This window comes from Spirosoma jeollabukense (assembly GCF_054777855.1).
On record NZ_BAAHAD010000010.1, the window covers coordinates 186,917 to 211,627 of the forward strand.

Annotated in this window: 21 protein-coding genes; 8 read left to right on the top strand and 13 right to left on the bottom strand. The window is 48.8% G+C overall.

From position 1 onward, the window contains the following. Window positions 1-5: 5 nt before the first annotated feature. The 8 genes from ACYVEA_RS27345 to ACYVEA_RS27380 all read right to left on the bottom strand — a co-directional run bounded on the left by ACYVEA_RS27345 (window position 6) and on the right by ACYVEA_RS27380 (window position 12,496). The gene (locus ACYVEA_RS27345; RefSeq protein ID WP_461116608.1) at window positions 6-1,535 is read right to left on the bottom strand and encodes a SusD/RagB family nutrient-binding outer membrane lipoprotein; all 1,530 of its coding nucleotides are present in this window, start codon (window positions 1,533-1,535) and stop codon (window positions 6-8) included. Between the two features lie 101 nt (window positions 1,536-1,636). Continuing rightward, window positions 1,637-5,140: a SusC/RagA family TonB-linked outer membrane protein gene (locus ACYVEA_RS27350; protein WP_461116609.1), complete on the bottom strand. Its 3,504-nt coding sequence runs from the start codon at window positions 5,138-5,140 to the stop codon at window positions 1,637-1,639. Window positions 5,141-5,293: 153 nt separating this feature from the next. After that, the gene (locus tag ACYVEA_RS27355; RefSeq protein ID WP_461116610.1) at window positions 5,294-6,406 is read right to left on the bottom strand and encodes a FecR family protein; all 1,113 of its coding nucleotides are present in this window, start codon (window positions 6,404-6,406) and stop codon (window positions 5,294-5,296) included. Between the two features lie 48 nt (window positions 6,407-6,454). Then, the gene (locus ACYVEA_RS27360; RefSeq protein ID WP_461116611.1) at window positions 6,455-7,054 is read right to left on the bottom strand and encodes an RNA polymerase sigma factor; all 600 of its coding nucleotides are present in this window, start codon (window positions 7,052-7,054) and stop codon (window positions 6,455-6,457) included. Between the two features lie 455 nt (window positions 7,055-7,509). After that, the gene (locus ACYVEA_RS27365) at window positions 7,510-8,205 is read right to left on the bottom strand and encodes a hypothetical protein (RefSeq protein ID WP_461116612.1); all 696 of its coding nucleotides are present in this window, start codon (window positions 8,203-8,205) and stop codon (window positions 7,510-7,512) included. A 157-nt stretch (window positions 8,206-8,362) separates the two neighbouring features. After that, window positions 8,363-9,442 carry an aminotransferase class V-fold PLP-dependent enzyme gene (locus ACYVEA_RS27370; protein WP_461116613.1) on the bottom strand — a complete coding sequence of 360 codons (1,080 nt, stop codon included), beginning with the start codon at window positions 9,440-9,442 and terminating at the stop codon, window positions 8,363-8,365. A gap of 72 nt (window positions 9,443-9,514) precedes the next feature. After that, a complete protein-coding gene (gene serA, locus ACYVEA_RS27375; RefSeq protein WP_461116614.1) occupies window positions 9,515-11,434 on the bottom strand; it encodes a phosphoglycerate dehydrogenase in 1,920 nt (639 codons plus the stop codon). Between the two features lie 33 nt (window positions 11,435-11,467). Further along, window positions 11,468-12,496: a YheT family hydrolase gene (locus tag ACYVEA_RS27380; RefSeq protein ID WP_461116615.1), complete on the bottom strand. Its 1,029-nt coding sequence runs from the start codon at window positions 12,494-12,496 to the stop codon at window positions 11,468-11,470. Between the two features lie 110 nt (window positions 12,497-12,606). Between ACYVEA_RS27380 and ACYVEA_RS27385 the strand changes: the two genes are divergently transcribed. Both ACYVEA_RS27385 and ACYVEA_RS27390 read left to right on the top strand, forming a co-directional pair. Then, window positions 12,607-12,936, top strand: a complete 330-nt coding sequence (locus tag ACYVEA_RS27385) for a DUF6932 family protein (RefSeq protein ID WP_461116616.1) — start codon at window positions 12,607-12,609, stop codon at window positions 12,934-12,936. Between the two features lie 149 nt (window positions 12,937-13,085). Further along, entirely contained in the window at window positions 13,086-13,304 is a 219-nt protein-coding gene (locus ACYVEA_RS27390; protein WP_461116617.1) for a hypothetical protein, read from the top strand. Window positions 13,305-13,358: 54 nt separating this feature from the next. Here ACYVEA_RS27390 and ACYVEA_RS27395 read toward each other — a convergent pair whose 3' ends face one another. Further along, on the bottom strand, window positions 13,359-15,164 hold the full coding sequence (locus ACYVEA_RS27395) for an acyl-CoA dehydrogenase (protein ID WP_461116618.1): 1,806 nt from the start codon (window positions 15,162-15,164) through the stop codon (window positions 13,359-13,361). A gap of 142 nt (window positions 15,165-15,306) precedes the next feature. On the opposite strand from ACYVEA_RS27395, the gene ACYVEA_RS27400 reads away from it, so the two are divergent. Beyond that, the gene (locus tag ACYVEA_RS27400; RefSeq protein WP_461116619.1) at window positions 15,307-15,840 is read left to right on the top strand and encodes a DUF2911 domain-containing protein; all 534 of its coding nucleotides are present in this window, start codon (window positions 15,307-15,309) and stop codon (window positions 15,838-15,840) included. Between the two features lie 250 nt (window positions 15,841-16,090). Continuing rightward, window positions 16,091-16,957 (top strand): hypothetical protein, encoded by an 867-nt coding sequence (locus ACYVEA_RS27405; RefSeq protein ID WP_461116620.1) that lies wholly within the window; start codon window positions 16,091-16,093, stop codon window positions 16,955-16,957. 119 nt (window positions 16,958-17,076) lie between these two features. On the opposite strand, the gene ACYVEA_RS27410 is transcribed toward ACYVEA_RS27405, so the two are convergent. After that, a complete protein-coding gene (locus ACYVEA_RS27410) occupies window positions 17,077-17,217 on the bottom strand; it encodes a hypothetical protein (RefSeq protein ID WP_461116621.1) in 141 nt (46 codons plus the stop codon). A 93-nt stretch (window positions 17,218-17,310) separates the two neighbouring features. On the opposite strand from ACYVEA_RS27410, the gene ACYVEA_RS27415 reads away from it, so the two are divergent. After that, window positions 17,311-19,284 carry a sialate O-acetylesterase gene (locus tag ACYVEA_RS27415; RefSeq protein WP_461116622.1) on the top strand — a complete coding sequence of 658 codons (1,974 nt, stop codon included), beginning with the start codon at window positions 17,311-17,313 and terminating at the stop codon, window positions 19,282-19,284. A 154-nt stretch (window positions 19,285-19,438) separates the two neighbouring features. After that, a complete protein-coding gene (locus ACYVEA_RS27420) occupies window positions 19,439-20,167 on the top strand; it encodes a hypothetical protein (RefSeq protein ID WP_461116623.1) in 729 nt (242 codons plus the stop codon). Between the two features lie 131 nt (window positions 20,168-20,298). Here the strand turns inward: ACYVEA_RS27420 and ACYVEA_RS27425 are convergent, their stop codons facing one another. The 3 genes from ACYVEA_RS27425 to yidD all read right to left on the bottom strand — a co-directional run bounded on the left by ACYVEA_RS27425 (window position 20,299) and on the right by yidD (window position 21,475). After that, window positions 20,299-20,694: a DUF4174 domain-containing protein gene (locus ACYVEA_RS27425; protein ID WP_461116624.1), complete on the bottom strand. Its 396-nt coding sequence runs from the start codon at window positions 20,692-20,694 to the stop codon at window positions 20,299-20,301. A 75-nt stretch (window positions 20,695-20,769) separates the two neighbouring features. Then, window positions 20,770-21,144, bottom strand: coding sequence for a co-chaperone GroES (locus ACYVEA_RS27430; protein ID WP_461116625.1), 375 nt, complete (start codon window positions 21,142-21,144; stop codon window positions 20,770-20,772). A gap of 121 nt (window positions 21,145-21,265) precedes the next feature. Then, complete coding sequence (gene yidD / locus ACYVEA_RS27435; protein WP_093829716.1) at window positions 21,266-21,475, bottom strand: membrane protein insertion efficiency factor YidD; 210 nt, start codon at window positions 21,473-21,475, stop codon at window positions 21,266-21,268. 99 nt (window positions 21,476-21,574) lie between these two features. On the opposite strand from yidD, the gene lgt reads away from it, so the two are divergent. After that, complete coding sequence (lgt, locus tag ACYVEA_RS27440) at window positions 21,575-22,420, top strand: prolipoprotein diacylglyceryl transferase (RefSeq protein WP_461116626.1); 846 nt, start codon at window positions 21,575-21,577, stop codon at window positions 22,418-22,420. A gap of 173 nt (window positions 22,421-22,593) precedes the next feature. After that, a complete protein-coding gene (locus ACYVEA_RS27445; RefSeq protein ID WP_461116644.1) occupies window positions 22,594-24,702 on the top strand; it encodes a S9 family peptidase in 2,109 nt (702 codons plus the stop codon). Window positions 24,703-24,711 lie beyond the last annotated feature (9 nt).

The following is a 24,711-nucleotide window of genomic DNA, read 5'->3' on the forward strand; positions in this document are numbered from 1 at the left end:
CGTCTTTACTTTTTATCCCACCAAATACGGGTATCCAGCAGATTTGGCCCTTGTCGGCTAATGGCCTGCTGCACATTGACTTTGTTGACATTTAGCTCGGCATCGGTATAGGTCAGTCGGCGAATGAACGGCTCGGTTTTGAGGTCACTCCCCGGATACGGATTCGGCGTTAAGACCGGAAAGCCCGACCGTCGGAAATTGGCCCAGGTTTCGGGGCCCATCAGGAAAGAGGCTACCCAATATTGCGTATTGATCTGCTCCAGCTCTTTCCCCGCTGTCAACGGGTTGGCCGTTACATACGTAGTGATCGCAGCATCAGCGATGGCGGTGCTTGCGCCATACGTCGCTAACTGCCGCATGTGCGACCGGATGCCGTTGGCATAAAGGGCAGCCGCATCACCCGTTGTCCATTTGCGGAAGGCAGCTTCAGCCAGTAAAAGTTGCGTTTGGGCGTAGGTGACCAGGAAACTGGGAGCGAGTAAGGCCGCCATTCTTGTTTTGTCGAGCTGGCTGTAATCCCATAAGCTGGCAAGTTTACTGGCGGTGACGGCCGAACTGATCGTCGTATTGTCGTAGCCCAAAGGGGCGCCGATCTGAACGGCCGGCGTCCGGTTGGCTCTTGACTCAACCTGTTGCGCGCCACTGGTTGCTCCGATGTAGCGGACGGCGATGGATGCCAGTCGAGGGTCATTATTTTTGCTCAGATACGTAACGAAATCTTCCGCCAGGTAAAAGAAAGCCGACTGCCCACCATTCAATTGGGAGCCAACAGGGTTCGTGAAACTGGCGGTATGGCGGATAATGGCGTTATCATCATTCGACTGCATGAGACCGCCTGCAACGGCTTTCCCAACGTATTCAGCCGCTTTTGTCGGATTGACTTTCGAGAGTCGCATGGCGGCACGGAGCAAAATAGAATACCCCATTCGTTTCCATTTCACTACGTCGCCGTCGTACAGAATGTCGCTGGCTACCTTTGTTTTGGCGGCATCCAGCGCGCCGGAAGCCGCATCCAGTTCCGAAAGAATATCGGTATAAACGGCTTCCTGTGTATCGTAAACCGGCGCAACAATCCCTTCCAGATAACTCTTGCCCGCCTGAGTGTAGGGAATATCGCCATAGGTATCGGTGAGCACCATGAACGAGTAGGCCCGCCAGATTCGGGCCATATTATACAGGTTAGTACGCGTTGGGTCATCTTTCGTTTTGGCAAGTACATCGGTCAGTTCCTTGATAACACTCTGGTAGTAATTTACCCAGTTACCATTGCTGACCGTCCGGTTATCCTGATTGAAATTAGCCGCCGAACCCTGACCGCTGAATGGCGTAATCATCTGTTTTACGATGGTTGTCTCGTAACTCAGGTTGCCGTAGCCCGGTACACTATTCAGAATGGCGGTGTTCAATTGAAAAGACGGCTCTACGCCCGTCAGCGCAATGGGGTTCACGTTCATTTCGTCGAATCCTTTGTCGCAGGACGTCAGCAGGCAAAGCGTGCAGACACAAGTAAGTAGTTGTTTATACTTGATTTTCATAGTCTTTTATAGAAGTTGACACCCCTAAATCCCCTGAAGGGGACTTAGCTCACACTTAAACAAAGTCCCCTTCAGGGGATTTAGGGGTTTTCGGTTACTATTTAAAATTTGACGTTCAGATTAAAGCCAATGCTGCGGGTTATGGGTAAGCCGGTGGCTTCCAGACCGATCAGATTATCGGAGGGAAAGCCAAACTGTTCCGGGTGGATATTAGGGACCCACTTCTTAATCACGGCTACGTTGTTGGCCACGGCGTTTAACCGAATGCCCTTGATGAACGTGCCAGAGGTCGGCAGAAATTTGGTGAAATCGTATCCAATCGTGATCTGGCGCAACTGCCACAGTCCTGCATCGTAAACAAACTCTTCGGCAATGTTCTGCGAACGTACCGTTTCGTAGAAAGCCTGCACGCCCGACTTGGTTTTATTGACTTCACCGTTTGGATTGACGCCATCGCCTATGACAAAATTTTCGGCCCGACCCACCAGCGTTGCTTTGTGCAGGCCATGCCGCCAGGCGTTGTGGTTTGTCCCGGAAATCATCTTGTTACCCAGTTTGAAATCGATCAGGAACGATAGATTGATGCCTTTGTAGGTGAAGCTATTGGTGATGCCGCCTACCCATTTCGGCAAGGCGCTGCCGAAGGGAATTTGCGTCGCCGTGCGCAGAGGGCGTCCGTTCCCCGCGTCGAAAACCTGCCGTCCCTGTGCGTCACGCAGGTAGCCAAAGCCAAACAACTGACCCATTGGGAGGCCAACGACCTGCCGGAGTTCTCCGCTGAAATCGCCCGTTCCCACCGTGATCATGTTATCGCTGACGCTGGAGCCTAAATCGAGCACTTTTGTTACGTTATAAGCCGCATTGAAATTGACGTCCCAGTTGAAATTTGGCCGTTTCATAGGCGAGAATGTCAACAGCATTTCAAAGCCCCGGTTCTGGCTCTGGCCCACATTGATCAACTGAGTAAGGTAGCCACCTGCGTCGGAGGTTTGCGCCCGCAGAATCTGGTCTGATGACAGTTTGTCGTAATACGTTAAATCCAATCCCACGCGGTTATTGAACAGTTTCAGTTCCAGCCCGACTTCTTTTTCGGAAACCCGCATCGGGCGCAGATTGGCGTTGGGAACGGTCGATCCGCTGATGGCGGCTAGTGGCTGAGCCGTTCCGCTCGGCGACGGAAACTGCTGTGAATTGATGCCGTAGAAGAGGTTGTTGGCGTAGGGCTGAACATCGGTATCACTGCCTACTTCGGCATAGGCCGCCCTGATTTTACCGAAGGTCAACCAGCCGGGTAAGGCGCTGGCGAAGGCTTGAGAAAAGACAAAGCTGGCCGTAACGGATGGGTATAAGATACTGCGGTTAGCCGCTGACAAGGTTGAAAACCAGTCGTTTCGAACGGTGCCGTTTACGAATAGAAAGTCCTTAAAGGAAACTTCCGCTGATCCATAAAGCGAGTTGACCTGCCGTTCAGACAGTTCATACGTCGCGTCGCGCTGCCGTCCGTTTCCGATGGTATAGAGCCCTCTGGTGTAAAAATCCTGCACAAATACGTTGTGGCGGCTGATTCGGCGGTACATCTGGTTTCCGCCAGCATTTACGTTTACGCCAAAAACACCAAATGTTTTGTTGGCGCCAATCAGGAAGTCGGTGTTGAGTTCGCGGACGTTCCGGGCATCCTGCACGTACTGTCCATTCACAAAGCCCGCTGGTGCCGCAGGCTGGCGCTGGCTGCCCGTGGGGAGGTTGTAATCCTGCTCGCGTGAGTAATAATCCTGACCAACCCGTGCCTGCAAAAATAGCCAGTCCGTGAAATTGTAACGGGCGGTTAGGTTGCCAAATACGCGGTCATTGCGAATATTTTCGAAGCGTTTTAGGGCAAAATAAGGATTGGTTCGGTTCGTAAACCGCGACCAGATAATTTCATTGCCATTCGCATCCGATGCGTATTTTTCCAGCAAATCCAGCGGCATGGAATTCGCCATGCTGAACAAAACAACCGGGCTATAATCCTGCTCGGCGATATTCGGTGGGTTTGTCCGCCGTTCGTTAGAATAGTTAACGTTTCCCGACAGGGTCAGTTTTTTCGCCAGCGTTTGGGTGAACCCCAGGTTGACCGTTTTGCGGTTATAGCCCGAACCGGGCAGAATCGTCTTGTTATCCAGATTGGATACGGATAAATTGAAACCGCCAAATTCACCACCTGATGAAAGGCTGATGGTATTCGTCCAGGTTTGCCCGGTGCGGTAGTAATTCGTTATCTGATGGCGTTGTGGTACGTAAGGTACCTCGACGCCATCGAACAAAATCTGTGTCATGCCGGGCTGAAACTTCTCGCCAAAACTCCACTGGCCCGATGTTGGGAAAGGAGCCGTTGGCCGAACGCCGTTTTCGCCCTGCCCATATTCATATTGATAGTCCGTGTAGTCCAGTGGCGTATCAGTCGTGAAATTGGTGTTGTATTCAATGCCGATGCCCGACCCCGTTCCCCGGGTTTTTGTCGTAATCATAATGACGCCATCCTTCGCCCGAGACCCGTACAAAGCAGAAGCCGCTGCGCCTTTCAGCACGGTCATGGTTTCGATATTGTCGGGATTGATGCTGCTCAGCCCGTCGCCACCGTCCGAGGTGCGATTGCTGCCTTTATCCGATACGTCCCCTCTGGCACCGTAGTTTGTATTGTCGATGGGAACACCATTGACTACGATCAGGGGTGAGTTATTGCCACCAAACGATGACTGCCCGCGAATACGAATTTTACTGGTTCCGGCCGGGCCTGATCCCAGCGATGTAATGTTAACGCCGGGAATTTTACCCTGTAACGTGTTCATGAAGTTGGCCGTCCGGTTCACCGTAATCTGATCCGACGTAACGGTGGACGTAGCGTAGCCAATGCTTTTGGCCTGCTTTTTTATACCCAAAGCGGTTACCACGACTTCATTGAGGGATTTGTCGGCTGGGATGAGTGAAATGCGTAAAACGGACTGATTGCCAACGGCCACTTCTTTGGCCTCGTAGCCGACGAAACTAAAAACCAGTACAGGCGCGCCATCATCCGGAATCTCCAGCTGAAAATTTCCTTCCGTGTTGGTGGTTGTGCCCCGCTGTAACCCTTTGACTAGCACACTTACGCCCGGCAAGCCGCTGCCTTTTTCGTCGCTTACTTTGCCTGAAATCAGGCGTTTAGGGGCAACTTCTTCGACAGACTTCTCCACCGGACTTACGAATCCGGTTTCGTTGGAAACGGGTCTAATGGACGAGAGGACCAACTTTCTGCCCACCAGTTCATAGGTCACTTTCAATGGTTTGAAATACTTGATGAGTACTTCTTCCAACGTAGCATTATTCGCCTGAATGCTTATTTTCTGTTTTGGCTCTATAACTTCCGAGCTGTATACAAACTGTACGCCCGTCGCCTTTTCGATGTCAGTCAATACCTTTTTGATTTCCTGATTTTCAGCATGTAATGTCAGGCGCATCTTCAGGTATTCCTGCGCGTTGCCCGAATGCGCCTGGGATATGCCGATCAGTAAAAACAGGACTAGACTCTGCGTTAATGAAAACTGCATGAGTTCTACCCAGAATTTTCCGGAAAACTGTTTTTTCATAGTTTTTATAGAGTAAAGGTTCTGATTTAGGGTTACGGTTTTTGGCGGTCGCCACACCTGATCGCATTTGCCGGTGCGATCCGGCAACCGTGGCAACGGGCCACTGTAGTGACTGACCGCCAAAACCGTACACCGTAATTTTTAACCGTATACTTATTGGCTACTCTTCCGGCTGATTACGATTTGGCCGTCGGTTATTTCATAAGTCGCTGGGGCCGCTTTGCAGAGTAAATCCAGCTTTTCATACAAGGACTCGGTGGAAAGTGTCGCTGTGATTTTACACGTTTCGAAACTTTGCTCATCAAACTGAATCGGAATGCCGTAGCTTTTCTCCAGCTCGCGTAAAATCACGGGTAAGGCGACTTCATCATACACAAACGGAGCCTCTTTAACGTTTTTCGTCACCAGGGTCGGATTGGCTACCAGCGTTTTAGTTAAATTACCGTCGCTTTTTTCGAAAATAGCCGCCTGATTCGCATGAAGAATCAAGCCATTAACTTCTTTATCGCCAGGCGCTTGCTTTGGTTTTTCTTTATACACAGATACTTTTCCTGATACGACCTGCACCGTGATTTTCTTGTCCAGATCGAAGGCCCGAACGACAAACCGAGTGCCGAGTACTTTCGTTACCATGTCGCCGGTATAAACCATAAACGGCTGATTCTGACGCCTTACCGCAAACGTTGCTTCGCCTTTTAAATACACGGTTCGCGAGTTTCCCGTAAATCGGGCGGGGTAACGTAGCTGGCTCTGCGGACTCAGTAATACCTCCGAACTATCATTTAAAACCACCCGAAGTGGATGTTGCGTATCATTCGTCGTTTCGACTAAGTGAACGGTTGATAACTGTGCCCGTTGGGGCGTCAGTTCCGCCGGTTTGGATCGGGAAACGTACCAATTCATGCCAATGATTAGGGCTAACAAAGCGGCAACGGACGCGCACCATCGAAAGGAGAGACGTGTATCCCAGAGGCTCCTTTTGCGATGAAAACCGGGCAGAGGATTCTGACGATTGGGTATATACGCACTCGCTCGTTCAATAAACAAATTCGCTTCTTTTCGAATCTCCAGATCACTGATGCGTTCTGGCAGAACCTGGGTTGCCCGAATAAACCGCTCAGCCTGTTGCATGGCTTCCACTTTCTCCGGATACTGTTTAAGAAAAGATAACCAGAAGGAGTCCTGATTACTACGTCCCTGTACCCAGTTCCGAAAATCATCGTCCTGAATGAAATCCTCCACCCTGTATGAGTTATAATTTTTCATGTCTGTTTTTTGCGTTCCGTTTGATTGATGTTACTGCAAAGACATAAATTATACCCTCTCAATGAGGCAGAGGAAAACGGCTATCGTATTGACAGTCCAGTTCTTACGAAGACTGTTTAACGATTTTTGAAGCAGATTATACACCGATTGACGGCCCAGATGCATGACAGTTGCGATCTGTTCAAAACTGAGATTCTGGTAAAAGCGGAGATAAATAAGTTCTTTCTGACGATCTGGTAAATGATTGATGACGTGCTCCAGCTTGCGAATTTTATAGACTTCATTCTCTTCTTCAATCAACCGTATATCAGCCGCAAACTCAACCGAAAACGAGTAGTCGTCCGACAGCGTGGATTTAACCGAACGGCGCTTATTGGCCAGCTCCCGCAGGATGTGCGTTTTAAGTACGACGAGCAGGTAGGAGCGTACATTGTCAACCGAATTGATAGATTCCTGGAGCTTCCAGAGATTCATGAACACTTCCTGAATACAGTCTTTGACAAACTCACGGTCAGTATGCAGACGCATACCCCAATGGAAAAGATCGGGGTAGTAACTCTGCATGATTTTGGCCAGAGCGTACATATCGCCCGACCGGTATTCCTGCCAAAGTTGTTGTGCTTCTTGCGAAGGTAGCCGTGTGCTCATAAGTCTACGGTGGCTTTACTAGTATGAGCAGATTTTAATAGAAAGTTAACCTTCAGTATAAGATTATTTTTTTAAAAAATAAGAAAATAAACATAATCACGCTTGACGTAGCGTGGCAGAAACGCCAGTCCGGTAGAAAGTTGTGTTGCCTGATTGATTTCCCTAAAATAATCGAGTTTTTCGCCCCGGCCGAGGCTTGACAGTGTTACCTCAGTAGAGAAATTAATATAGCCGTCATCCAGCGTGCCGTCAGGTAAGCCACCCCAAGGTTTTATTAAATAGTTACGTACCTAACGGCACATTGGACAGTTGGTATGGTTATTTCTCTGCCGACTTTACGCTGTTTGATGCCTACAGGATTAATTGTTCGATTTATACGATAAAAACAAAAGGTCCCGAATCACTCCTTATTAATAAGGAGTGATTCGGGACCTTTTAAATTGGTTCATCTGATTTTAGCGCGCTAGTTTAAGCCCGCGATTCCCGACGGAGCCAAAATAATAATTGACGCCCAGTTTTATGCGACCACCTTTTCCACGGCTAACCGTTGGGTCAATTTTATTATAAAAACTATTTTCGTACGATATTTCAGCCCCCAGGCGGTGTAGAATCCAGGCCATTGCACCAATTTCCAGACCAACGCTGGTGTATTTGTACTTATCACCGGCGGGGACGTTTTCTGAGAACTCACGGCCACTATTTAAACTGGCCCCAATAAAGCTGCTGATACGTGTGCGGAAGGGATAATACCTGGCAAACGCACCTATCTGCCGACTATGGTACTTGTTTCCCACAAGCCGGTCGAAATCATAGCGTAGACCGGCTGTAAAACCGGGCTGAAAAAAATAACCGATGCGCGTGTTGATGCCAATATAGGCCTTTCCATCGGTAGCGCCCAAGCCAAGTCCACCGCCAACGAAGACATTACCCGGCTGGAACCAACTAAGCTGGTGAGTCTGCTGATAACTGCGGGATCTGTCAACTTCTTCTTCTATTTTTTCGCCTGCCTGATTCGCTTTCTGGCGAATTTCCTGCTTCGTATTGTCATCAAGAATCGGTTTGGAACGGCCTGTTGAATCTGATCTATTCTGGGCCAGCCCAACTGCCGATAGACAGGTTAGCAGCGTTAAGATTGTAAGTGATTTCTTCATTGTCGTTGAGTTAATATCATGGAAACAATGCCTTATTAACCAGTAAGCTAAAATAAGGTTTGTGTTTGCCGGAAGGTATTGAGGCTGACAGACTAAAAAAAACGTCTTCTCAATGCATTGAAAAGACGTTTTTTGTGATAAAGCTATGAATGCCAGTTTATTTTTTGAGTGCCTCGATCAGGGTTGCGACCTGATCGGCGGAAACAGCCGGGAAATTGGCAATCCGAATTTGCGACTCTTTGAATTTACCATACCCGCTGCCAACAACCAGATTGGCAGCTTTGGCAACTGCAATCACATCAACTGGCGATTTCTGTCCGGTCGTAGCCACAACCACGGTTTGTGAGCGATGCCGTTCCTGTTTCACAAATGGTTCATAAGCATCGCTGGTCTCCAGGAACTTATACAGCATTCGTGCTTTTTCTTCGGTCTGTTTGCGGATTGTATCAATACCGATCCGATTAAAATCTTCGGCGATTTTGCCGAGCAGATAAATAAACAATACGTTCGGCGTGGCTGGCGTCTCGAAGTCTTTGTAATGTTTCCACAGGGTTGGCAGCGTATGGTGCGCTCCAATGGTCATCGAATCGCTTTTTTGTAGGTATTCGGCTTTCTCCAGGCATGCCTGGTTTGAAATCCAGACGCCTAAACCGGCTGGCATGCCAAATGCTTTCTGAACCGAGAAAAACGCCGAATCGATCAGGCTAAAATCAAGGTCAGAGTAGGGAGCCGACGAAACCATGTCCACGCAAAACAGCTTTTTGGGGTATTTGCGTTTTAGTTTATGCATCTCCGCTGGTTTCATCTGCACACCCGATGAGGTTTCATTGTGCGTCAGGCAAACCAGTTCTGCATAGTCCGGTACGTCGATTTCAGCCGCATCGAAGCCTTCGCCAAACGGCTTGTTCAGTACGTGTGCGTGCTTGTGAAGTGCCCCTGCATAATCATAAAATTTTTGGGAGAACGACCCATTGACAAGGTGAAAACTCTCGTGCTCCACACAATTGAATAGTACCCGTTCCCACACTTCCGACGCCGAGCCGGTGAAGAAAATGCCATGTGAGTCCGGAATCGATAACAACGTTCGTAGCTGCTCATCAGCGAATTTATAAATAGCCCTGAACTGCTTGCTTCGGTGCGAAATTGAGCCAATCTGCTCATCCATCGCTGTTTGCAAATGCTGATAGAACGTTGGGTAGAGTTCGGCCGGGCCGGGAGTGAAATAGGTGTTTTTCATAAGGGAGCCTGGGAGGAGGGGGAGAAAGGGAGGAAGGATCGGTGTTTATAAAACTCCCTCCTCCCTTTCTCTTTAATATAAAAGTCTGAACTTTATCGTGTTGTCAATGCCCTTCAGTTCTTCGACCACTTCATCGGCATATTCTTTCGCTACGTCGGTAATCACGTACCCAATCTTCTCGTTGGTTTTCAGATACTGCCCGTGAATGTTGATATGGTAGTTGGCGAAAATAGCGTTCATTTTTGCCAGAATACCCGGTACGTTGGCGTGAATGTGCAGCAACCGATGGGCACCCTTCAGCAGGGGTAATTGCAACTCGGGGAAATTGACACTACCATACGTACTGCCGTTGTTAATGTATTCGAGCAGTTTGCCGGGCACGAAATTGCCGATGTTTGCCTGAGCTTCTTCGGTGCTTCCTCCGATATGGGGCGTCAGAATCACGTTTGGCTGCCCACGTAATGCGTTTACAAACTCTTCATTGTTCGTTTTGGGCTCCTGTGGAAACACATCAACGCCAGCGCCAGCCACTTTGCCGCGTTCGATGGCGTCGACCAGCGCCGGAATGTCAACAATATGGCCGCGCGACAGGTTCAGGAAAATAACTCCTGTCTTCATCAAACCAAATTCGCGGTAGCTGATCAGATTTTTATTCTCTTTACGACCGTCGGGGTGCAGGCTGATAATGTCGGCAATGGCGAGTAGTTCATCGAGTGATTTGCATTTGCGGGCATTGCCAAGCGCGAGTTTATCCACTACGTCATAGAAGTAAACTTCCATACCCAGTGCTTCCGCAACCACCGAAAGTTGTGTGCCAATGTTACCGTAGCCAACAAGACCCAGCTTTTTGCCCCGCACTTCAAAGCTGTTTTTGGCTGATTTATCCCAGCCACCCTGGTGCATCAAATTGCTTTTCGGCACAATGCTACGGATCAGCATAATGATCTCGCCAATGGCCAGTTCTACCACAGAACGCGTGTTGCTATAAGGGGCATTGAATACGGCAATACCTTTTTCGGTGCAGGCATCGAGGTCAATCTGGTTCGTGCCAATGCAAAACGCGCCTACGGTCATTAGTTTGTTGGCATGTTCCAACACACGGGCCGTGACGTTCGTTTTCGAGCGGATGCCCAGAATCGATACGTCGCGTATGGCTTCGATTAGTTCGTCTTCGTCTAATGCGCCCTTCCGGATTTCGACGTTAAACCCTTCCTGCTCGAACAGCTGAACGGCCACCGGGTGTACGTTCTCCAGTAACAAGACTTTAATCCGGCTTTTGGGGTATGACTGGCTTCGGCTCAAGTTGTTGTGGTATAAAAACTCGTCGAGTGAGGGGGCTACGTGATCCGCTTTCTCGACAACCTTCGGACGCATCACGTTTTCGGTGAAGGCGTAAAACCGATTGGCCAGACCGGCAGCCCGAATTTCATAATCTGTATACCCGTCGCCAATGACGTACACTTCGCCGTCAAGATTCAAATCCCGAATCACCTGCGACTTACCGCCGTTGGCCGATAACGGGTTTTGGGGGTCGAAACCAACAATAGCACCGCTTTCGTCGAATTCGAACGTATTGGCAAATACATTTTCAGCCCGGATGCCCAGGGACGTAACAATAGGAATGATGAATTCCTTAAAGCCATTGGAGACGATATAAATATGCTCCGCGTTCTCACTCAGAAACGGCTTGTTGCGTTGGAACGAATCGGAGATTTTACCCATCAAATTGTCGACGAGTGCCGGCAATTGATCCCGATGCGCTTTTAAAAGATTCAGGCGGAGATTGAGCGAATCGGTAAATGATATTTCGCCCGACATACCGCGGTCAGTAATTGCTTTAATCTGGTCCAGTACGTCGTCGCGGTCGGGGCGGCCAACGAGGGAGATTTCACCCAGCACGTCCAGGGCTTCCACTTTCGTGAAGGTGCTGTCGAAATCAATAATGTAATACGTCTGTTCGGCCTGGCCGACACTCGGAGCTTTAGTGAGCATAGTGTAAATAACCGCCGTCAAAGCAGCTTATAATCATAGCGAATTAGATTCTGTTAAAAAAGCCAGAGCCCGTTCTTCCGACCAGGACGTGCCATTGAGGCCGCCTTTGCTGGATGGAAAACCGCAGTGGCCGCCCTCTCTGGGAAACTCCATCCAGACGTTGGGGAGTTCCCGCGCCAGTTCGCTCGGAAAGCATTCTGGCGATAGAAACGGGTCATTTTTAGCGTTGACGATCAGTGTTGGAATGGCAATAGAGGGTATGAATTGCAACGAACTACTACGGGTATAATAGTCCGTAACATCCCGAAACCCATTCAATGGAGCCGTAAATACATTATCGAATTCACGGATACTACGTGATTTAAGAACAGCTTCGGTCGGAAATGCCGATGGCATCAAAGCGGCTTTTTGCATCACTTTTCGCTTGAGCGTTCGACTGAAGCGATAATTATAGACCAGGCTGTCCCATTGTTCGAGCCGTCGGGCTGACCCCATCAGATCGAGCGGAACCGAAAAGACGACCGCCTTTTTTATTGCCGGATTGATGTTCTTTCCCTGTTCCCCGATATATTTCAGGGTTACATTGCCGCCCGCGCTGAACCCCATCAGATAAATGGTCCGATACCCTTTCGAGATCGTGTATTGACTAACAAAATGAAGGTCGCTGGTTTCGCCGATGTGATAAAACCGCTCCTGTCGATTCAGTTCCCCACTGCACGAGCGGTAGTGCCAGGCCAGGCAATCAAACCCATTGTGGGTCAGGTGTCGCACCATACCCACTAAGTACTGACTCGTTGAACTACCTTCAAGGCCGTGGGAAAGGATGACGAGTGGTTTAAATGATGAATGAGGTTCTGCGCCAGCCAATTCATCATTCTTCATTACTAATTCATCATTAGCATAGCTCCAGTCTAAATCCAGGAAATCATCATCGGGGGTTTCGATACGTTCGCGGACGTAGGAAACCTCGACCTTGCGAAATAGCGAGGGGATAATGGTTTGCAGGTGGCCATTCCACAATCGGGTGGGCGGCTCATAACTCGATGGGGCAATCAGCGGCATTAGTGAACGCGGGCGATTGAAGCCGCAAAGGTAAGGGTTCTACATGGCTTTTGGGAAGTTGCCGCTGGATAAACAGCAAAAAACATAGCTTTGTGCTCTATTCGACCATAATGCTTACTTTCAACGAACAAGGTTTATTGACGCCTGCCGACGGAATTTCGGCAACTATTGATGAGCTGTATGCCGTTTTCGTAACGCCTTTTCCTGAATCAGAAACGCGGAACCGTTTGTTCAACGAGTGGATAAAATACAACCGAATGCTGCGTCAGGAGCTTGGCGAAGACTTTATTCAATGGATAAATGGTGGCTTTGTGACGCAGAAGCTGAATCCGAAAGATATTGATATAGTGAGCTTTATACGTGCTGATCTGTATGACTTCCACATGGCCGTGTTAGATAATTTTTGGTCAGATATGTGGGAAAAAGAAGGGCTAGATTAGTATATTGTAAAAGTTTATTCCATCTCTCACCCATCGTACAAAATACACACTGCAAAATATTACGATGAATGGTTGGAACGGTACACTAAGACAAAACCCAATGAGGATCTTCGTCAATTTGATAAAGGCTTCTTAATTATCAATGTGACATGATAGACAAGGAATTAACTCAAAATTATATAACAGCTGTTAATCATTTACTGAAACTGATTGATGGTACCAATCAGGCTATTTTGCGGTGCAAACAAGATGGTGACACGCTTGGTGTACGCCAATATCAACATTTACGTGCAGACTATCTTAAGCAATTGGCTGACTTGATGGATCGATCCCCTGATCCTATCCGACTGGAGTTAGTTGCTCATTGAAACCAAAAAGGCCGCTCGAGCGAGCGGCCTTTTTTATAATACGTAGCGCTTCTATTACAACGCCAGTTCCTTCTCTGAGACAATCGTCAATACTTCGGGGTCTTTGAGCCGCACGGCTAAGCCCAACGTTTTCGGAACTTCGTAGTGGAAGTAAAATTTCATCGTGTGAATTTTACCCTCATAAAAAGCCAGATCGTCACCCTGCGGATTCTGCGTGATCAGGATTTGTTTCGCAACCGTCGCCTGTTTCAACCACTGCCAGGCAATGACGACGATGCTGAAGAGTTCCAGAAACAGCGTTGCGTCTGAGAGATAGCGTTCAATATCACCCTTCTGAGCGTGCGGCATGAGACTCATCACCACCTCCTGCGTCCGCTTAAGTTCGGCGGCCAGTTGATCGGCGTAGGGTTTCAGGTCGTCGTGGGTGCTGGCCTCGGCGATGGTTTTGACCATTTCGGCGAAAAGCAATTGAGGGGCCTTCCCCCCTTTCATGGTCATTTTGCGACCCAGTAAATCCTGTGCCTGCATACCCGTTGTCCCTTCATAAATTGGCGTAATGCGAATGTCGCGGTAGAGTTGCTCCACCGGGAAATCCTCGGTGTAGCCGTAGCCGCCAAAGGTTTGTACGCTCTGGCTCACCGATTGGACGCCCATTTCGGAAGGGTACGATTTGGCCACGGGCATCAGGATGTCGAGCAGTAGGAATGCATTTTCTTTTTCCTCACCTTCGGCCACCTCACTAATGTCGTAGAGACGGGCGGCCTCGATAAGCAATGACAATGACCCCTCCGTTACCGCTTTCTGAAACAGCAACATTCGCCGAACATCGGGGTGATTGATGATAGCTGTCTGGGGAGCATCCAGGTGGTTTTTTTCGTTCAACCGGCGACTTTGAGGTCGTTCCCGGGCGTACTCTAAGGCTGCATAATAAGCCGCCGTGGCAATAGCCGTGGCCGTCATGCCAACGCCGATGCGAGCCTCGTTCATCATCTGGAACATATATGGAAGTCCCTGATGTGGCTCACCAACAAGATAACCGATGGTGTTGTCGTTCGAGCCCATCGTTAGGTGCATGGCCGGTACGCCCTTTTGCCCCATTTTGTGATAAACACCCGTTGATACTACGTCATTATCGACAAAATTTCCCTGTTCGTCTTTGCGATATTTAGGGACGACGAACAGGGAAATACCTTTTGTTCCTTTAGGCGCGCCATCAATCCGGGCGAGCATTAAATGGATGATGTTCTCGGCAGCATCGTGATCGCCCGCTGATATAAATACTTTCTGTCCTCTGATTTTATATGTTCCGTCAGCTTGAGGAGTCGCCGATGTTGTTACGTCCGACAGTGATGAACCAGCTTGCGGTTCGGTTAGCGCCATTGTGCCCTGCCAGGTACCCGCCAGCATGTTTGGGACGTAGGCTTCACTGAGTTCGGGCGTTCCGAAGGACGTAATAAGATGAGCTGCGCCCGACGTCAGCCCCGTGTACATCATGCCGTTGTTGGCCGCCATCAGAATGAATCCCACGCACGAGCTGATCATTTCGGGCAGTTGCTGACCTCCGTGCTCAAACGAGAATCCGGCGCCAATCAGGCCAGCGTCGCCCATGGCTTTCAAATACTCCTTTATTTTCGGATGCACGGTAACCTGCCCATTTTTAAGTTCAGGCTGGTTTTTATCAACTTCCTTCAAATAAGGATGCATAAGCGTATCGGCAATGGACGTCGCCGAGTCGAGCACGAGGTTGAACGTCTCCCGATCATGGGCACTGAAGTAGTCATACTTTGTGAGTTCTTCGGCCTTAAAGACTTCATGCAGAAGAAATTGAAGGTTACGTTTGCTGAAATAAGTCGTTGCCATTCGCTTGGAAAAGGGTATGCTTACATACAATTACAGACCTAAAAATACCACCATTTGTCATATGGTTTATACGGTCCCCAAACTATACCGTACCTTGCATCGTTTTACAAAGAAATAATCTTTAAAAACAGTAGTTACACACATGAAAAATTTACTAGGTGCATTCACTTTCTTGCTTGCGATGGTGTCGCTGGTACAGGCCCAGGACAAAAAAGCACCTGCCAGTCCGAAAGTAACCGTCGAAAGCCCGGACAAGAACATCAAAATTGCATATGGTCAGCCAGCCAAGAAAGGTCGGGTTATATTTGGTGCCGAAGGGTCGAATAGCCTGGAAAAATACGGTAAAGTTTGGCGCACGGGTGCTAACGAAGCGACCGAAGTGACGTTTAAAAGCGACGTAATGTTTGGCGACAAAATGGTCAAAGCGGGTACGTATACACTTTTCACCATTCCCGGCGAAAAGGAGTGGAGCGTTTTGCTAAACAGCACACTGGGTCAGTGGGGAGCGTATGATTACGATAAAATTAAAGGTGCCGACGTAGCGATGATCAAAGTGCCGGTTTCGTCGACCAAAACACCTATCGAAAAATTAACCATTACGCCATCCAACAATAGCATTGCCATTGCCTGGGACAACGTAACCGTTTCTGTACCTATTATGAAACACGGTTCATAACGGTACGTTACTACGTTACTATAGCATTTATGCTACTTGACAGCCCGATTCTTTAGGATCGGGCTTCTTTTTGTAACGTGTTGTAAATTAATAACTTATTAAATACTGAGTAGATGATAAATACGTTCGTGTTTTACTTACAGACCGTTAAGTAATCCGTTAAATTACATCTGTAATTATTTTATCTTAAGTAATTAACAAACAAACATTTATCACGTTATTTAGGCATTAGTTTAACCGACCGCTGATGATGAAACGCTACTTACTGTTTTTCCTGTTTGGCTTAGCTGTACTGCCTGTTTGTGGTCAGGGGGTGGCGGACTATTATCGGTTACCGGCTCAGGAACATCAATATAAACGATTGGTAACACGTTATGGCGGCCCCCAAATTCGGGATCGCTGGTACGTTGCCCTGGAAGGATTCGTCAAAACGGATCACGCTCAACTCGATAATTCGATTAATGGCCTGCTTGAAAGCGACCGGGTTGCCAAAGCGAGTTGGGGTGTCGTGGTCGGCCTGGCCTTACGAGAGCGCTGGATGATAGAAGGGGGGTATTCCCGAATTCCCATTCATACGCAGGTATCCGTTCGTAGCATTAGTTCGCCCTTGGTCTTTCGGTATATGAATGGGCAAAATGCGTTTGTCGTACGGGGTAAGCGTCTGGTGCTATCGACCAGTAAGTCGTGGCTACGATCGGGTTTCTGGCTGAGTGGTGGTTTATGGGCTGTCCCAAACAGCGGTGAGCAGGAAGGGATTTTTTCATTAATCAGTTATGCAAAACAGGGGTATCGGGAAGCACGCGATACGATGCGTTTGGCTGGCCGTACGCATACGAATACACAACTCACGGCTTTAGCTGAAGTAGGTGCCGAATACAATGTTCGGTTGAGCAACAGCGTTGACCTGGGAATTTCAGCCCGAAAATTTTTCGGCTTTGCTAATTCCATCAACACCAACGTAACGTATACAGTCAATGGGAAGCCCTTTCAGGAAGCCCAACTACAGGGTACTGGCAGTGGTATGAGTTACGGCCTAACCCTGCGCTATACCTTTGCTACCCGGCGTACTACACCCAATGTAATGGAGGTGCGGGGTAAAATGGGTCATATTCGCTAAAATCACCTGAGTATGCTAATAGTGCAATTAGCCCTGCCCAACGTTTAGTAGGCTGTTTGATAGTGGCTCAGTTCCCCGAGTAAAAGTGTATTTCCCAGTTTGCTCCGACGTGGAGGCTACTAGGGCAAATCCAGCCGGTAGCCATTGAGTGCGTCTTTCTGGTCAGGTAAGTTAGTCATTATACCCGCACTGCCACTTATGGATTTATAATGGACAGCAAGTCCACGCCCGCCGTCATCCTGAAGATTTTTGGTAGTCATAAGGATAAAAGTGGCGTTCTGCCTTTTAATTGAAAAGCGCTTTCGTGTCTTGCACGCTGGTATGTCCTCTCTTCCTAAAAATCTGAAAAGTAAATGAAACGTTTGGTATGGAGTCTTCTTGTTGGTTTACTGGTCGTTCAGGCTGCTTTGGCCGACGTTCGTTTACCCAACGTTTTTGGGTCGCACATGGTCCTACAACGTCGAAAACCCGTGCCGGTTTGGGGCTGGGCTGACCCGAACGAAAAAGTGACCGTTACGCTGGCTTCTCAGGTCAAGACCATAAAAGCAGGCAAAGATGGTAAGTGGCGTATTACGCTTGATCCAATGGAAGCGGGCGGGCCTTATCAACTTGTTGCCAGGGGGAAAAACAATACCGTTACGTTCGACGATGTGCTGGCAGGGGAGGTATGGATTTGTTCCGGTCAGTCGAATATGGAGTGGCCCCTTCGTTCGGCGTCTACTGCCAAAACGGAAATTCCCCGGGCCATTCATCCGCAGATTCGGCAATTGCTGGTTAAAAAAGACCTCAGCTTAACGCCTAAAGATAATATGGAGGGCAGTTGGGTCGTGTGCAGTCCCGAAACGGCCCCTAACTTCACGGCCGTTGGTTACTTCTTCGCTAAGCAGCTCCAAGGCGAATTGAATGTGCCTATTGGGCTGATCAATACGTCCTGGGGTGGCACCCATTCCGAAACCTGGACCAGCCGGGCGGCCATGAATCAACATGATGAATTACGGATCGTTGCCAATAAATTGCCGACTACTCAGGAGGAAGTGATTCAGAATGGTTTAGAGCGGACGAAAGCGCTCGTGCAGACTCAACAGGGTGGGCTGCCCAGCGCTGCTGAGGAGCAAACATGGGCAACGGTAGGGTTGGATGATAGCGCCTGGAAAACCATGAATGTCCCCGGAGATTGGGAGTGGGGCGGCCTGCCGACATTTGATGGTGTTGTTTGGTTTCGGCAGGAGGTAGTCATTCCAGAAGGGAGTAAACTGAACAACATGCAGTTACACATCGGCTCTGTAGACGACAATGACTCGACGTTCGTAAATGGTCAGTTAATTGGCAGTAAAAAAGGTAGTGGAGTCCGTGCGTATAGTATACCCGATGGCTTACTAAAACCGGGACGTAACGTAGTGGCTGTACGCATCGTTGATAAGGGGAACGTTGGGGGAATGGTTGGTACAGCGGAGCAACTTAACCTGTCGGGTGAAAATCTGACAATCTCATTGGCGGGAAAATGGAAATACCGGGTGGCCAGTATTTTTGCCTCTTCCTATAAACCAGGTCCCAATACGTATGCTACCCAATTATTCAACGCCATGCTGAATCCGTTAATCCCGTATGCCATTGAGGGCGTTATCTGGTATCAGGGTGAGTCGAATGCGGGGCGGGCGAACCAGTATCGCACTGCATTTCCGCTAATGATTCAGGATTGGCGGCATCATTGGGGTTACGATTTTCCTTTTCTATTTGTCCAGTTAGCTAATTATAATGCTGCCAATGGCGACAGTCGGCATGGAAGTACGTGGGCGGAACTCCGGGAAGCGCAAACCATGACGCTGCAATTGCCCAATACCGGCATGGCTGTTACGTCGGATATCGGCGAACGGACGGACATTCACCCAAGGAATAAGGAAGATGTTGGGAAGCGTTTAGCGGCCGAGGCCATGCGGGTAGCCTATCAGAAAAGCGAAAGTAATCCCCGCGAAACATCGCGTGGACCCCAGTTTGATAAAATGACAGTTGACGGTAACAAAGCGGTTCTAACGTTTCGAAATGTAGGCAGGGGCTTACGCGTAAACGATAAATATGGCTACTTAAAGGGATTTGAAGTAGCGGGTGCTGACCAGAAATTCTACTATGCGAAAGCCGACCTTCAAGGTAATTCTGTTGTCGTTCATGCTGATTCGGTGGCTAAACCAGTAGCCGTACGCTACGGATGGGCCGATGACAACGGTGACGTAAACCTGTATAATCAGGAGAATTTTCCGGCCGTCCCTTTCCGGACCGATACATGGAAAGGCATTACTGAAGCCACTAAATTCGGCGATAAAGGTCAGTAGAAATTAAAGAAGATATAAATAGAACCTTCGCTTAGCGCCGTGCCACGGTTCAAAACCGTGGCACGGCGCTAAGCGAAGGTTCTTAAAAGAACAGATGTGCTTATCTTGACCAGCGCAATCAATGATGGTTTATTTTTAGCAATATAAAAACTATATGCACAGACAATTTTATATCGGACTCATGTGCTTAATCGTGATCGCAACAACGTATGCCCGATCTCAGGCGATAATAACGTCTTCGGATGCGAACACCGTGCAAACCATTCAGATCTACGATCCCTATCTTACACGTTATAAAAACATTGAAGGATCGCCCTATCTGCCCTCGGAAACGATGAAAAATGGGTGGATCATGGATGGGACTAAGCGGACAACCACCCAGCTACGGTATAATTCTCAAACGGGCGAAGTCGAATATATTCAGGATAAGCAGGTGATGACGCCTAAAAGTCCCGTTTCCGAATTTGTGATCTGGGGACCTGATACGCTGACCTTCAAAAAAGGCTTTCCGGCTGTAGGTACATGGACCGCCAGCGAATTTTATCAGGTGCTTTACGATGGACGCATGACCAAACTGGTGAAACACATCCGGTCTGATATCAAGAAAAATACGAACCCAATGGAGAATGACTTTGGCAAGGAAAGGTTTGATACCCGGGAAGAGTATTACTTATGGATTGCCAACGCCCAGCCTCCGTCCGAAAATTACTTTCTAAAACTAGCGGATGGGCAAATGAAGTCGATAGTTGCCAGCAAAAAGTCACTGGTGGCAGCGCTGCCGCAGCAAGCCAGCCGTATTGACCAATATGCGGCCGATCAAAAAGTGAAGCTAAAATCCTGGTCCGAATTAGCCAGAGCGCTACGTTATCTGGAGACACTCTAATCTGAACCAGGATTTATATGATTTCGCTGACTGACTATGGTTTTGCTTGCGCAGTTAAATTGCTTTCTTTGAAAAATTATCCAACAAAAATCATAGTCAGTCAGCGAAATCATATAAATCCTGGTTCGAACTTATTGCTTTTCCTGCTTCCGCATCGGCATGCTGTCGATCGTATCGAACAACTCCTTAGTCGAGACAGGCTTTTTATAGGTTTTCTTCACTCCCCCATCTTTGCCGATTAACCAGCCGACAAATCCATCGGATGGATTGAGCTTGTAATCGTGCATCAGGAACTGGCGGTCGGGTTCCATGACCGTCGACGCAACCAGCACGATAACGTCCAGATCACGTTCCGCTACCCCTTCATGCGCTTCGGTGAGAGCTTCCTGTTGTTCAAGGCTATAATGTTGCGCATCATCGCGTACATAAAGCAACAGTACGCGCCGATGATCTTTCTTTTCGCTTAGTATCGCTTTGAGCGATTTTTGCTGGTTCGCTACGCTTTCCATAAAAAAAGTAAGCCCCATTAGCAGGACTGTCAGAGATATCAACCAATGGCTTCGCATAGTGTTTGCCGCAATGCGGCTTTCCAGCCGCAGTTTTTATAAATCCTCCAGTCGTTCCAGCATCAGGATTGAGCCCTGCGGCACAATGACGTACTGCTCGCCTTCATACTGCAACTCAATGGCGTTGCGTTGCAGATACAGCGCGACATCGCCTTCCTGTGCCTGAAGCGGCATGTATTTCACTTTTTCTTCGGTTTCCCGCCAGGGCTCATCTTCGGTTGGCGTAGGAATGGGATAACCCGGCCCCACCTTAATAACGTAACCCGACTGAACTTGTTCTTTTTCCTGTACGGTTGGGGGTAAGTATAAACCGCTGCTTGTACGGTCGGAGGGATCTTTGGGTTTGATGAGCACCCGGTCGCCCACAATAATCAGGCGTTTTAGTTTATTATCTGCAGTTATACCAAGCATAGTAGTCAATAGTCAATAGTAAATAATGGGTAGTCAAAAATCAGGCGGATTTGTGCGACAGGTCAAAATGTCATAGTCCAACAGCCACTACTCACCATTAACTTTCGACTAACGACTGAAATTATGGCACCGGATCGTAGCCATGTCCGCCCCAGGGATGGCACCGGCTAATGCGTTTCAATCCCATCCATCCACCTCGAATGGCGCCGTGTTTTTGAATGGCTTCGATGGTATACTGCGAACAGGTTGGTGTATACCGACAGGCATTGGGGAAGTAAGGTGACACAATGGCCTGATAAACCTTAACCAGTCCGATCAGAATTGACTTCATCATGAACGGGTAAACACCAAAACAGCCGAAAACTTTCCCGCAATACGTATCTTTGCTCGCCGTCGTTCATAAATCAATCGACATTGCCACTGATTCTATATGCTTCAATACATTATTTGGGAAGTTAATCCCGAAATTTTTCACATAGGCTCGTTTTCGGTGCGTTGGTATGGCCTTCTATTCGCACTGGGGTTTCTGATCGGGATGCAGATCATGGGCTATATTTTCAAGAAGGAGAACAAGCCCGTTGCCGATACCGATACACTCCTGATTTACATGGTAATAGCCACGATTCTGGGTGCTCGCATCGGTCATTTTCTGTTCTATGAGCCTGAAGTTTTACTTCATCATCCCCTAACCGTTATCACGCCCCCTTTTGCCGGTTTGGCCAGTCACGGGGCTACGATCGGTATCTTAACGGGCTTGTGGCTGTATTCGCGCCGGAAAGAAAGCCGACTGACGAACCAGACGTTTCTGTGGGTAACGGATCGTATTGTCATCGTGGTAGCGCTGGCGGGCGCCTGTATTCGCTTCGGTAACCTGATGAATTCCGAGATCGTCGGTCGCCCGACGGATGTGCCCTGGGCGTTTGTGTTCATGAATAATGCCGAATACGCGAAAATCCCACGTCACCCGGCCCAGTTGTATGAGTCGATTTCATGTTTGGTGATTTTCCTGGTGCTGCTTTGGTTCTGGAACCGCTACAAGGAGCGAACACCGCGCGGAAGCATGCTGGGTATTTTCCTGATCTGGATATTCGGACTCCGGTTTTTCTACGAATATCTGAAAGAAAATCAGGTGCCTTTCGAAGATAAGTTGCCACTGAATGTGGGTCAGATTCTGAGTGTTCCTGCCGTACTGATGGGTATTTACTTCGTCATACGTAGCTACCAGACGCCGGTTGTTATATCCCCGCAGGAAGAAGCCAGGAAAATAGAGTCCTGAAGAACTAAGTGCCTTAACAGAGACGGGTTCATGGAAATGCTGTATTTTTGAGGGTTACTTACCTCAACTATACACTTCATTCTGTGAACCCGTCTTTTTCTATTTTCCGGCTGGCCTTACTCCTGGCTGCCGTTCCCTTCTGTTTTGCAAAGGCACAAATACCCGGTCGTCAGATGCACTGGAGCGCTGATGGTAACGCCTACGCGGCTGTTGAACAGGGAGATATTGTACAAACCGATATTCGTACGAGCCGTAAAACCAGTCTGTTATCAAAGGACAAACTGCGTCGTTCCGGGAGCGACTCAGCAATGCCTGTTGCTGATTTTACGTTCACGCCTGACAGTGCCAACGTACTGATTTTTACCAATACGGCTCGCGTATGGCGCTATAATACGCGGGGAGATTATTACTTCATCAACCGAAATGCCGGGCAGATCCGTCAGGTAGGGAAGGGGCGCCCGGCACAGTCGCTCATGTATGCCAAGCTGTCGCCGGATGGACGTAGTGTGGCCTATGTGAGTGAACATAACCTATATACCGAAGACGTAGCAACGGGCAAACAAACGCAACTCACCACCGACGGAACGCGTAAACGTATTAACGGTACGTTCGACTGGGCGTACGAAGAAGAATTTGGTTGCCGTGACGGTTTCCGGTGGAGTCCGGACAGCAAACAGATTGCCTACTGGCAGGTGGATGCCACCCACATTCGGGATTATCTGATGCTGAATACGACCGACTCGGCTTATTCACACGTAGTGCCGGTCGAGTATCCGAAAGTGGGTGAAAGTCCATCACCAGCCCGTATCGGCATAGTGACTGCATTGGGCGGGAAAACCAACTGGCTCAATCTTCCGGGTGATCCGCAGCAGCATTATCTCATTCGGATGGAGTGGCTTCCTAAGAAAGGAAGTGTGATTGTGCAGCAGCTGAACCGTAAACAGAACGAAAGTAAAGTGTTTATCTGCCAGGCTACCAATCAGGCCGTTACGCCCGTTTACACCGAAACCGACAAAGCCTGGATTGACGGAAAGGAGCGATGGAATAACGACGATCCAAGCGGTTGGGAGTGGCTGGAGGGTGGCAAATCCTTTGTGTGGGTGTCTGAAAAAGATGGCTGGCGGCATTTGTACCGCTTGGCAATTGACGGTAAAAACGAAGTTTTATTGACACCTGGGGCCTATGACATTGAGTCGATTAGCCGGATCGACGAGGCAGGTGGACAGATTTACTTTATGGCCTCACCCCAGAATACGAACCAGCGTTATCTCTACCGAACCCGCCTGGATGGCAAGGGGAAAGCTGAACGCATGACACCCGCCGGTTTATCGGGGACGCACGATTATACCATCTCGCCAACCGGTCGACTGGCGCAACACAGCTTTACAAATTACCTGACGCCACCCCTTCGCGAGTGGATTAGCTTGCCCGATCATAAGGCCGTTAATACGCCGGAAAGCATTGAATCGCGCATGAAGCCCGTTGCCAAACCAAACGTTAGCTTTTTTAACCTCACCACCGACGATGGGGTGACGCTGGACGGCTGGATGGCCAAGCCTACGGATTTCGACAGCACAAAGAAATACCCGATTGTTTTCTACGTTTACGGCGAACCTGCCAGCAGTACAGTCAATGATGTTTTTTCGGTGGGCATGAATCGGATGTTTCTGGGTGATATGGCCAAAGCGGGTTACATCTACGTAGCACTCGACAATCGGGGAACGCCCAATTTGAAAGGAGCCGCTTGGCGGAAGTCGATTTACCGGCAGATTGGCCGTACCAACATCCGCGATCAGGCAATGGGGGCCAGGAAATTATTTTCTCAACACGCTTACATTGACACGAGCCGCGTGGCCGTTTGGGGCTGGAGCGGAGGTGGCTCCACGACGTTGCATTTGCTTTTCCAGCATCCTGAGATTTACAAAACGGGAATTTCTATTGCTGCCGTCGGTAACCAGTTATTTTACGATAACATTTATCAGGAACGGTATATGGGTTTGCCGCAGGAAAACCGGGAGGATTTTGTGGCTGGTTCGCCCATTACGTATGCCAAAAATCTACAGGGAAATTTGCTTTATATTCACGGCACCGGCGACGATAACGTACATTACGACAACGCCGAAGTGCTGATCAACGAGTTGGTGAAATACAACAAGCAGTTTCAGCTAATGTCGTATCCAAACCGGACGCATGGTATTTCGGAAGGGCCGGGCACGTCGCAGCACCTTCGAACGCTATACACAAATTATCTGCTTAAATACTGCCCACCCGGTCCGCGCTAACCGCCATAA

What these genes read in the sequence shown, in the direction of transcription:
- ACYVEA_RS27430 (WP_461116625.1), bottom strand. Translation starts at nt 21,144, where the DNA reads ATGCTTGGTATAACTGCAGATAATAAACTAAAACGCCTGATTATTGTG.
- serA (WP_461116614.1), bottom strand. Translation starts at nt 11,434, where the DNA reads ATGCTCACTAAAGCTCCGAGTGTCGGCCAGGCCGAACAGACGTATTAC.
- yidD (WP_093829716.1), bottom strand. Translation starts at nt 21,475, where the DNA reads ATGAAGTCAATTCTGATCGGACTGGTTAAGGTTTATCAGGCCATTGTG.
- ACYVEA_RS27380 (WP_461116615.1), bottom strand. Translation starts at nt 12,496, where the DNA reads ATGCCGCTGATTGCCCCATCGAGTTATGAGCCGCCCACCCGATTGTGG.
- ACYVEA_RS27425 (WP_461116624.1), bottom strand. Translation starts at nt 20,694, where the DNA reads ATGGGGCTTACTTTTTTTATGGAAAGCGTAGCGAACCAGCAAAAATCG.
- ACYVEA_RS27355 (WP_461116610.1), bottom strand. Translation starts at nt 6,406, where the DNA reads ATGAAAAATTATAACTCATACAGGGTGGAGGATTTCATTCAGGACGAT.
- ACYVEA_RS27410 (WP_461116621.1), bottom strand. Translation starts at nt 17,217, where the DNA reads ATGACTACCAAAAATCTTCAGGATGACGGCGGGCGTGGACTTGCTGTC.
- ACYVEA_RS27385 (WP_461116616.1), top strand. Translation starts at nt 12,607, where the DNA reads ATGCTTACTTTCAACGAACAAGGTTTATTGACGCCTGCCGACGGAATT.
- ACYVEA_RS27400 (WP_461116619.1), top strand. Translation starts at nt 15,307, where the DNA reads ATGAAAAATTTACTAGGTGCATTCACTTTCTTGCTTGCGATGGTGTCG.
- lgt (WP_461116626.1), top strand. Translation starts at nt 21,575, where the DNA reads ATGCTTCAATACATTATTTGGGAAGTTAATCCCGAAATTTTTCACATA.
- ACYVEA_RS27365 (WP_461116612.1), bottom strand. Translation starts at nt 8,205, where the DNA reads ATGAAGAAATCACTTACAATCTTAACGCTGCTAACCTGTCTATCGGCA.
- ACYVEA_RS27345 (WP_461116608.1), bottom strand. Translation starts at nt 1,535, where the DNA reads ATGAAAATCAAGTATAAACAACTACTTACTTGTGTCTGCACGCTTTGC.
- ACYVEA_RS27390 (WP_461116617.1), top strand. Translation starts at nt 13,086, where the DNA reads ATGATAGACAAGGAATTAACTCAAAATTATATAACAGCTGTTAATCAT.
- ACYVEA_RS27350 (WP_461116609.1), bottom strand. Translation starts at nt 5,140, where the DNA reads ATGAAAAAACAGTTTTCCGGAAAATTCTGGGTAGAACTCATGCAGTTT.
- ACYVEA_RS27405 (WP_461116620.1), top strand. Translation starts at nt 16,091, where the DNA reads ATGAAACGCTACTTACTGTTTTTCCTGTTTGGCTTAGCTGTACTGCCT.
- ACYVEA_RS27395 (WP_461116618.1), bottom strand. Translation starts at nt 15,164, where the DNA reads ATGGCAACGACTTATTTCAGCAAACGTAACCTTCAATTTCTTCTGCAT.
- ACYVEA_RS27445 (WP_461116644.1), top strand. Translation starts at nt 22,594, where the DNA reads ATGCACTGGAGCGCTGATGGTAACGCCTACGCGGCTGTTGAACAGGGA.
- ACYVEA_RS27360 (WP_461116611.1), bottom strand. Translation starts at nt 7,054, where the DNA reads ATGAGCACACGGCTACCTTCGCAAGAAGCACAACAACTTTGGCAGGAA.
- ACYVEA_RS27415 (WP_461116622.1), top strand. Translation starts at nt 17,311, where the DNA reads ATGAAACGTTTGGTATGGAGTCTTCTTGTTGGTTTACTGGTCGTTCAG.
- ACYVEA_RS27370 (WP_461116613.1), bottom strand. Translation starts at nt 9,442, where the DNA reads ATGAAAAACACCTATTTCACTCCCGGCCCGGCCGAACTCTACCCAACG.
- ACYVEA_RS27420 (WP_461116623.1), top strand. Translation starts at nt 19,439, where the DNA reads ATGCACAGACAATTTTATATCGGACTCATGTGCTTAATCGTGATCGCA.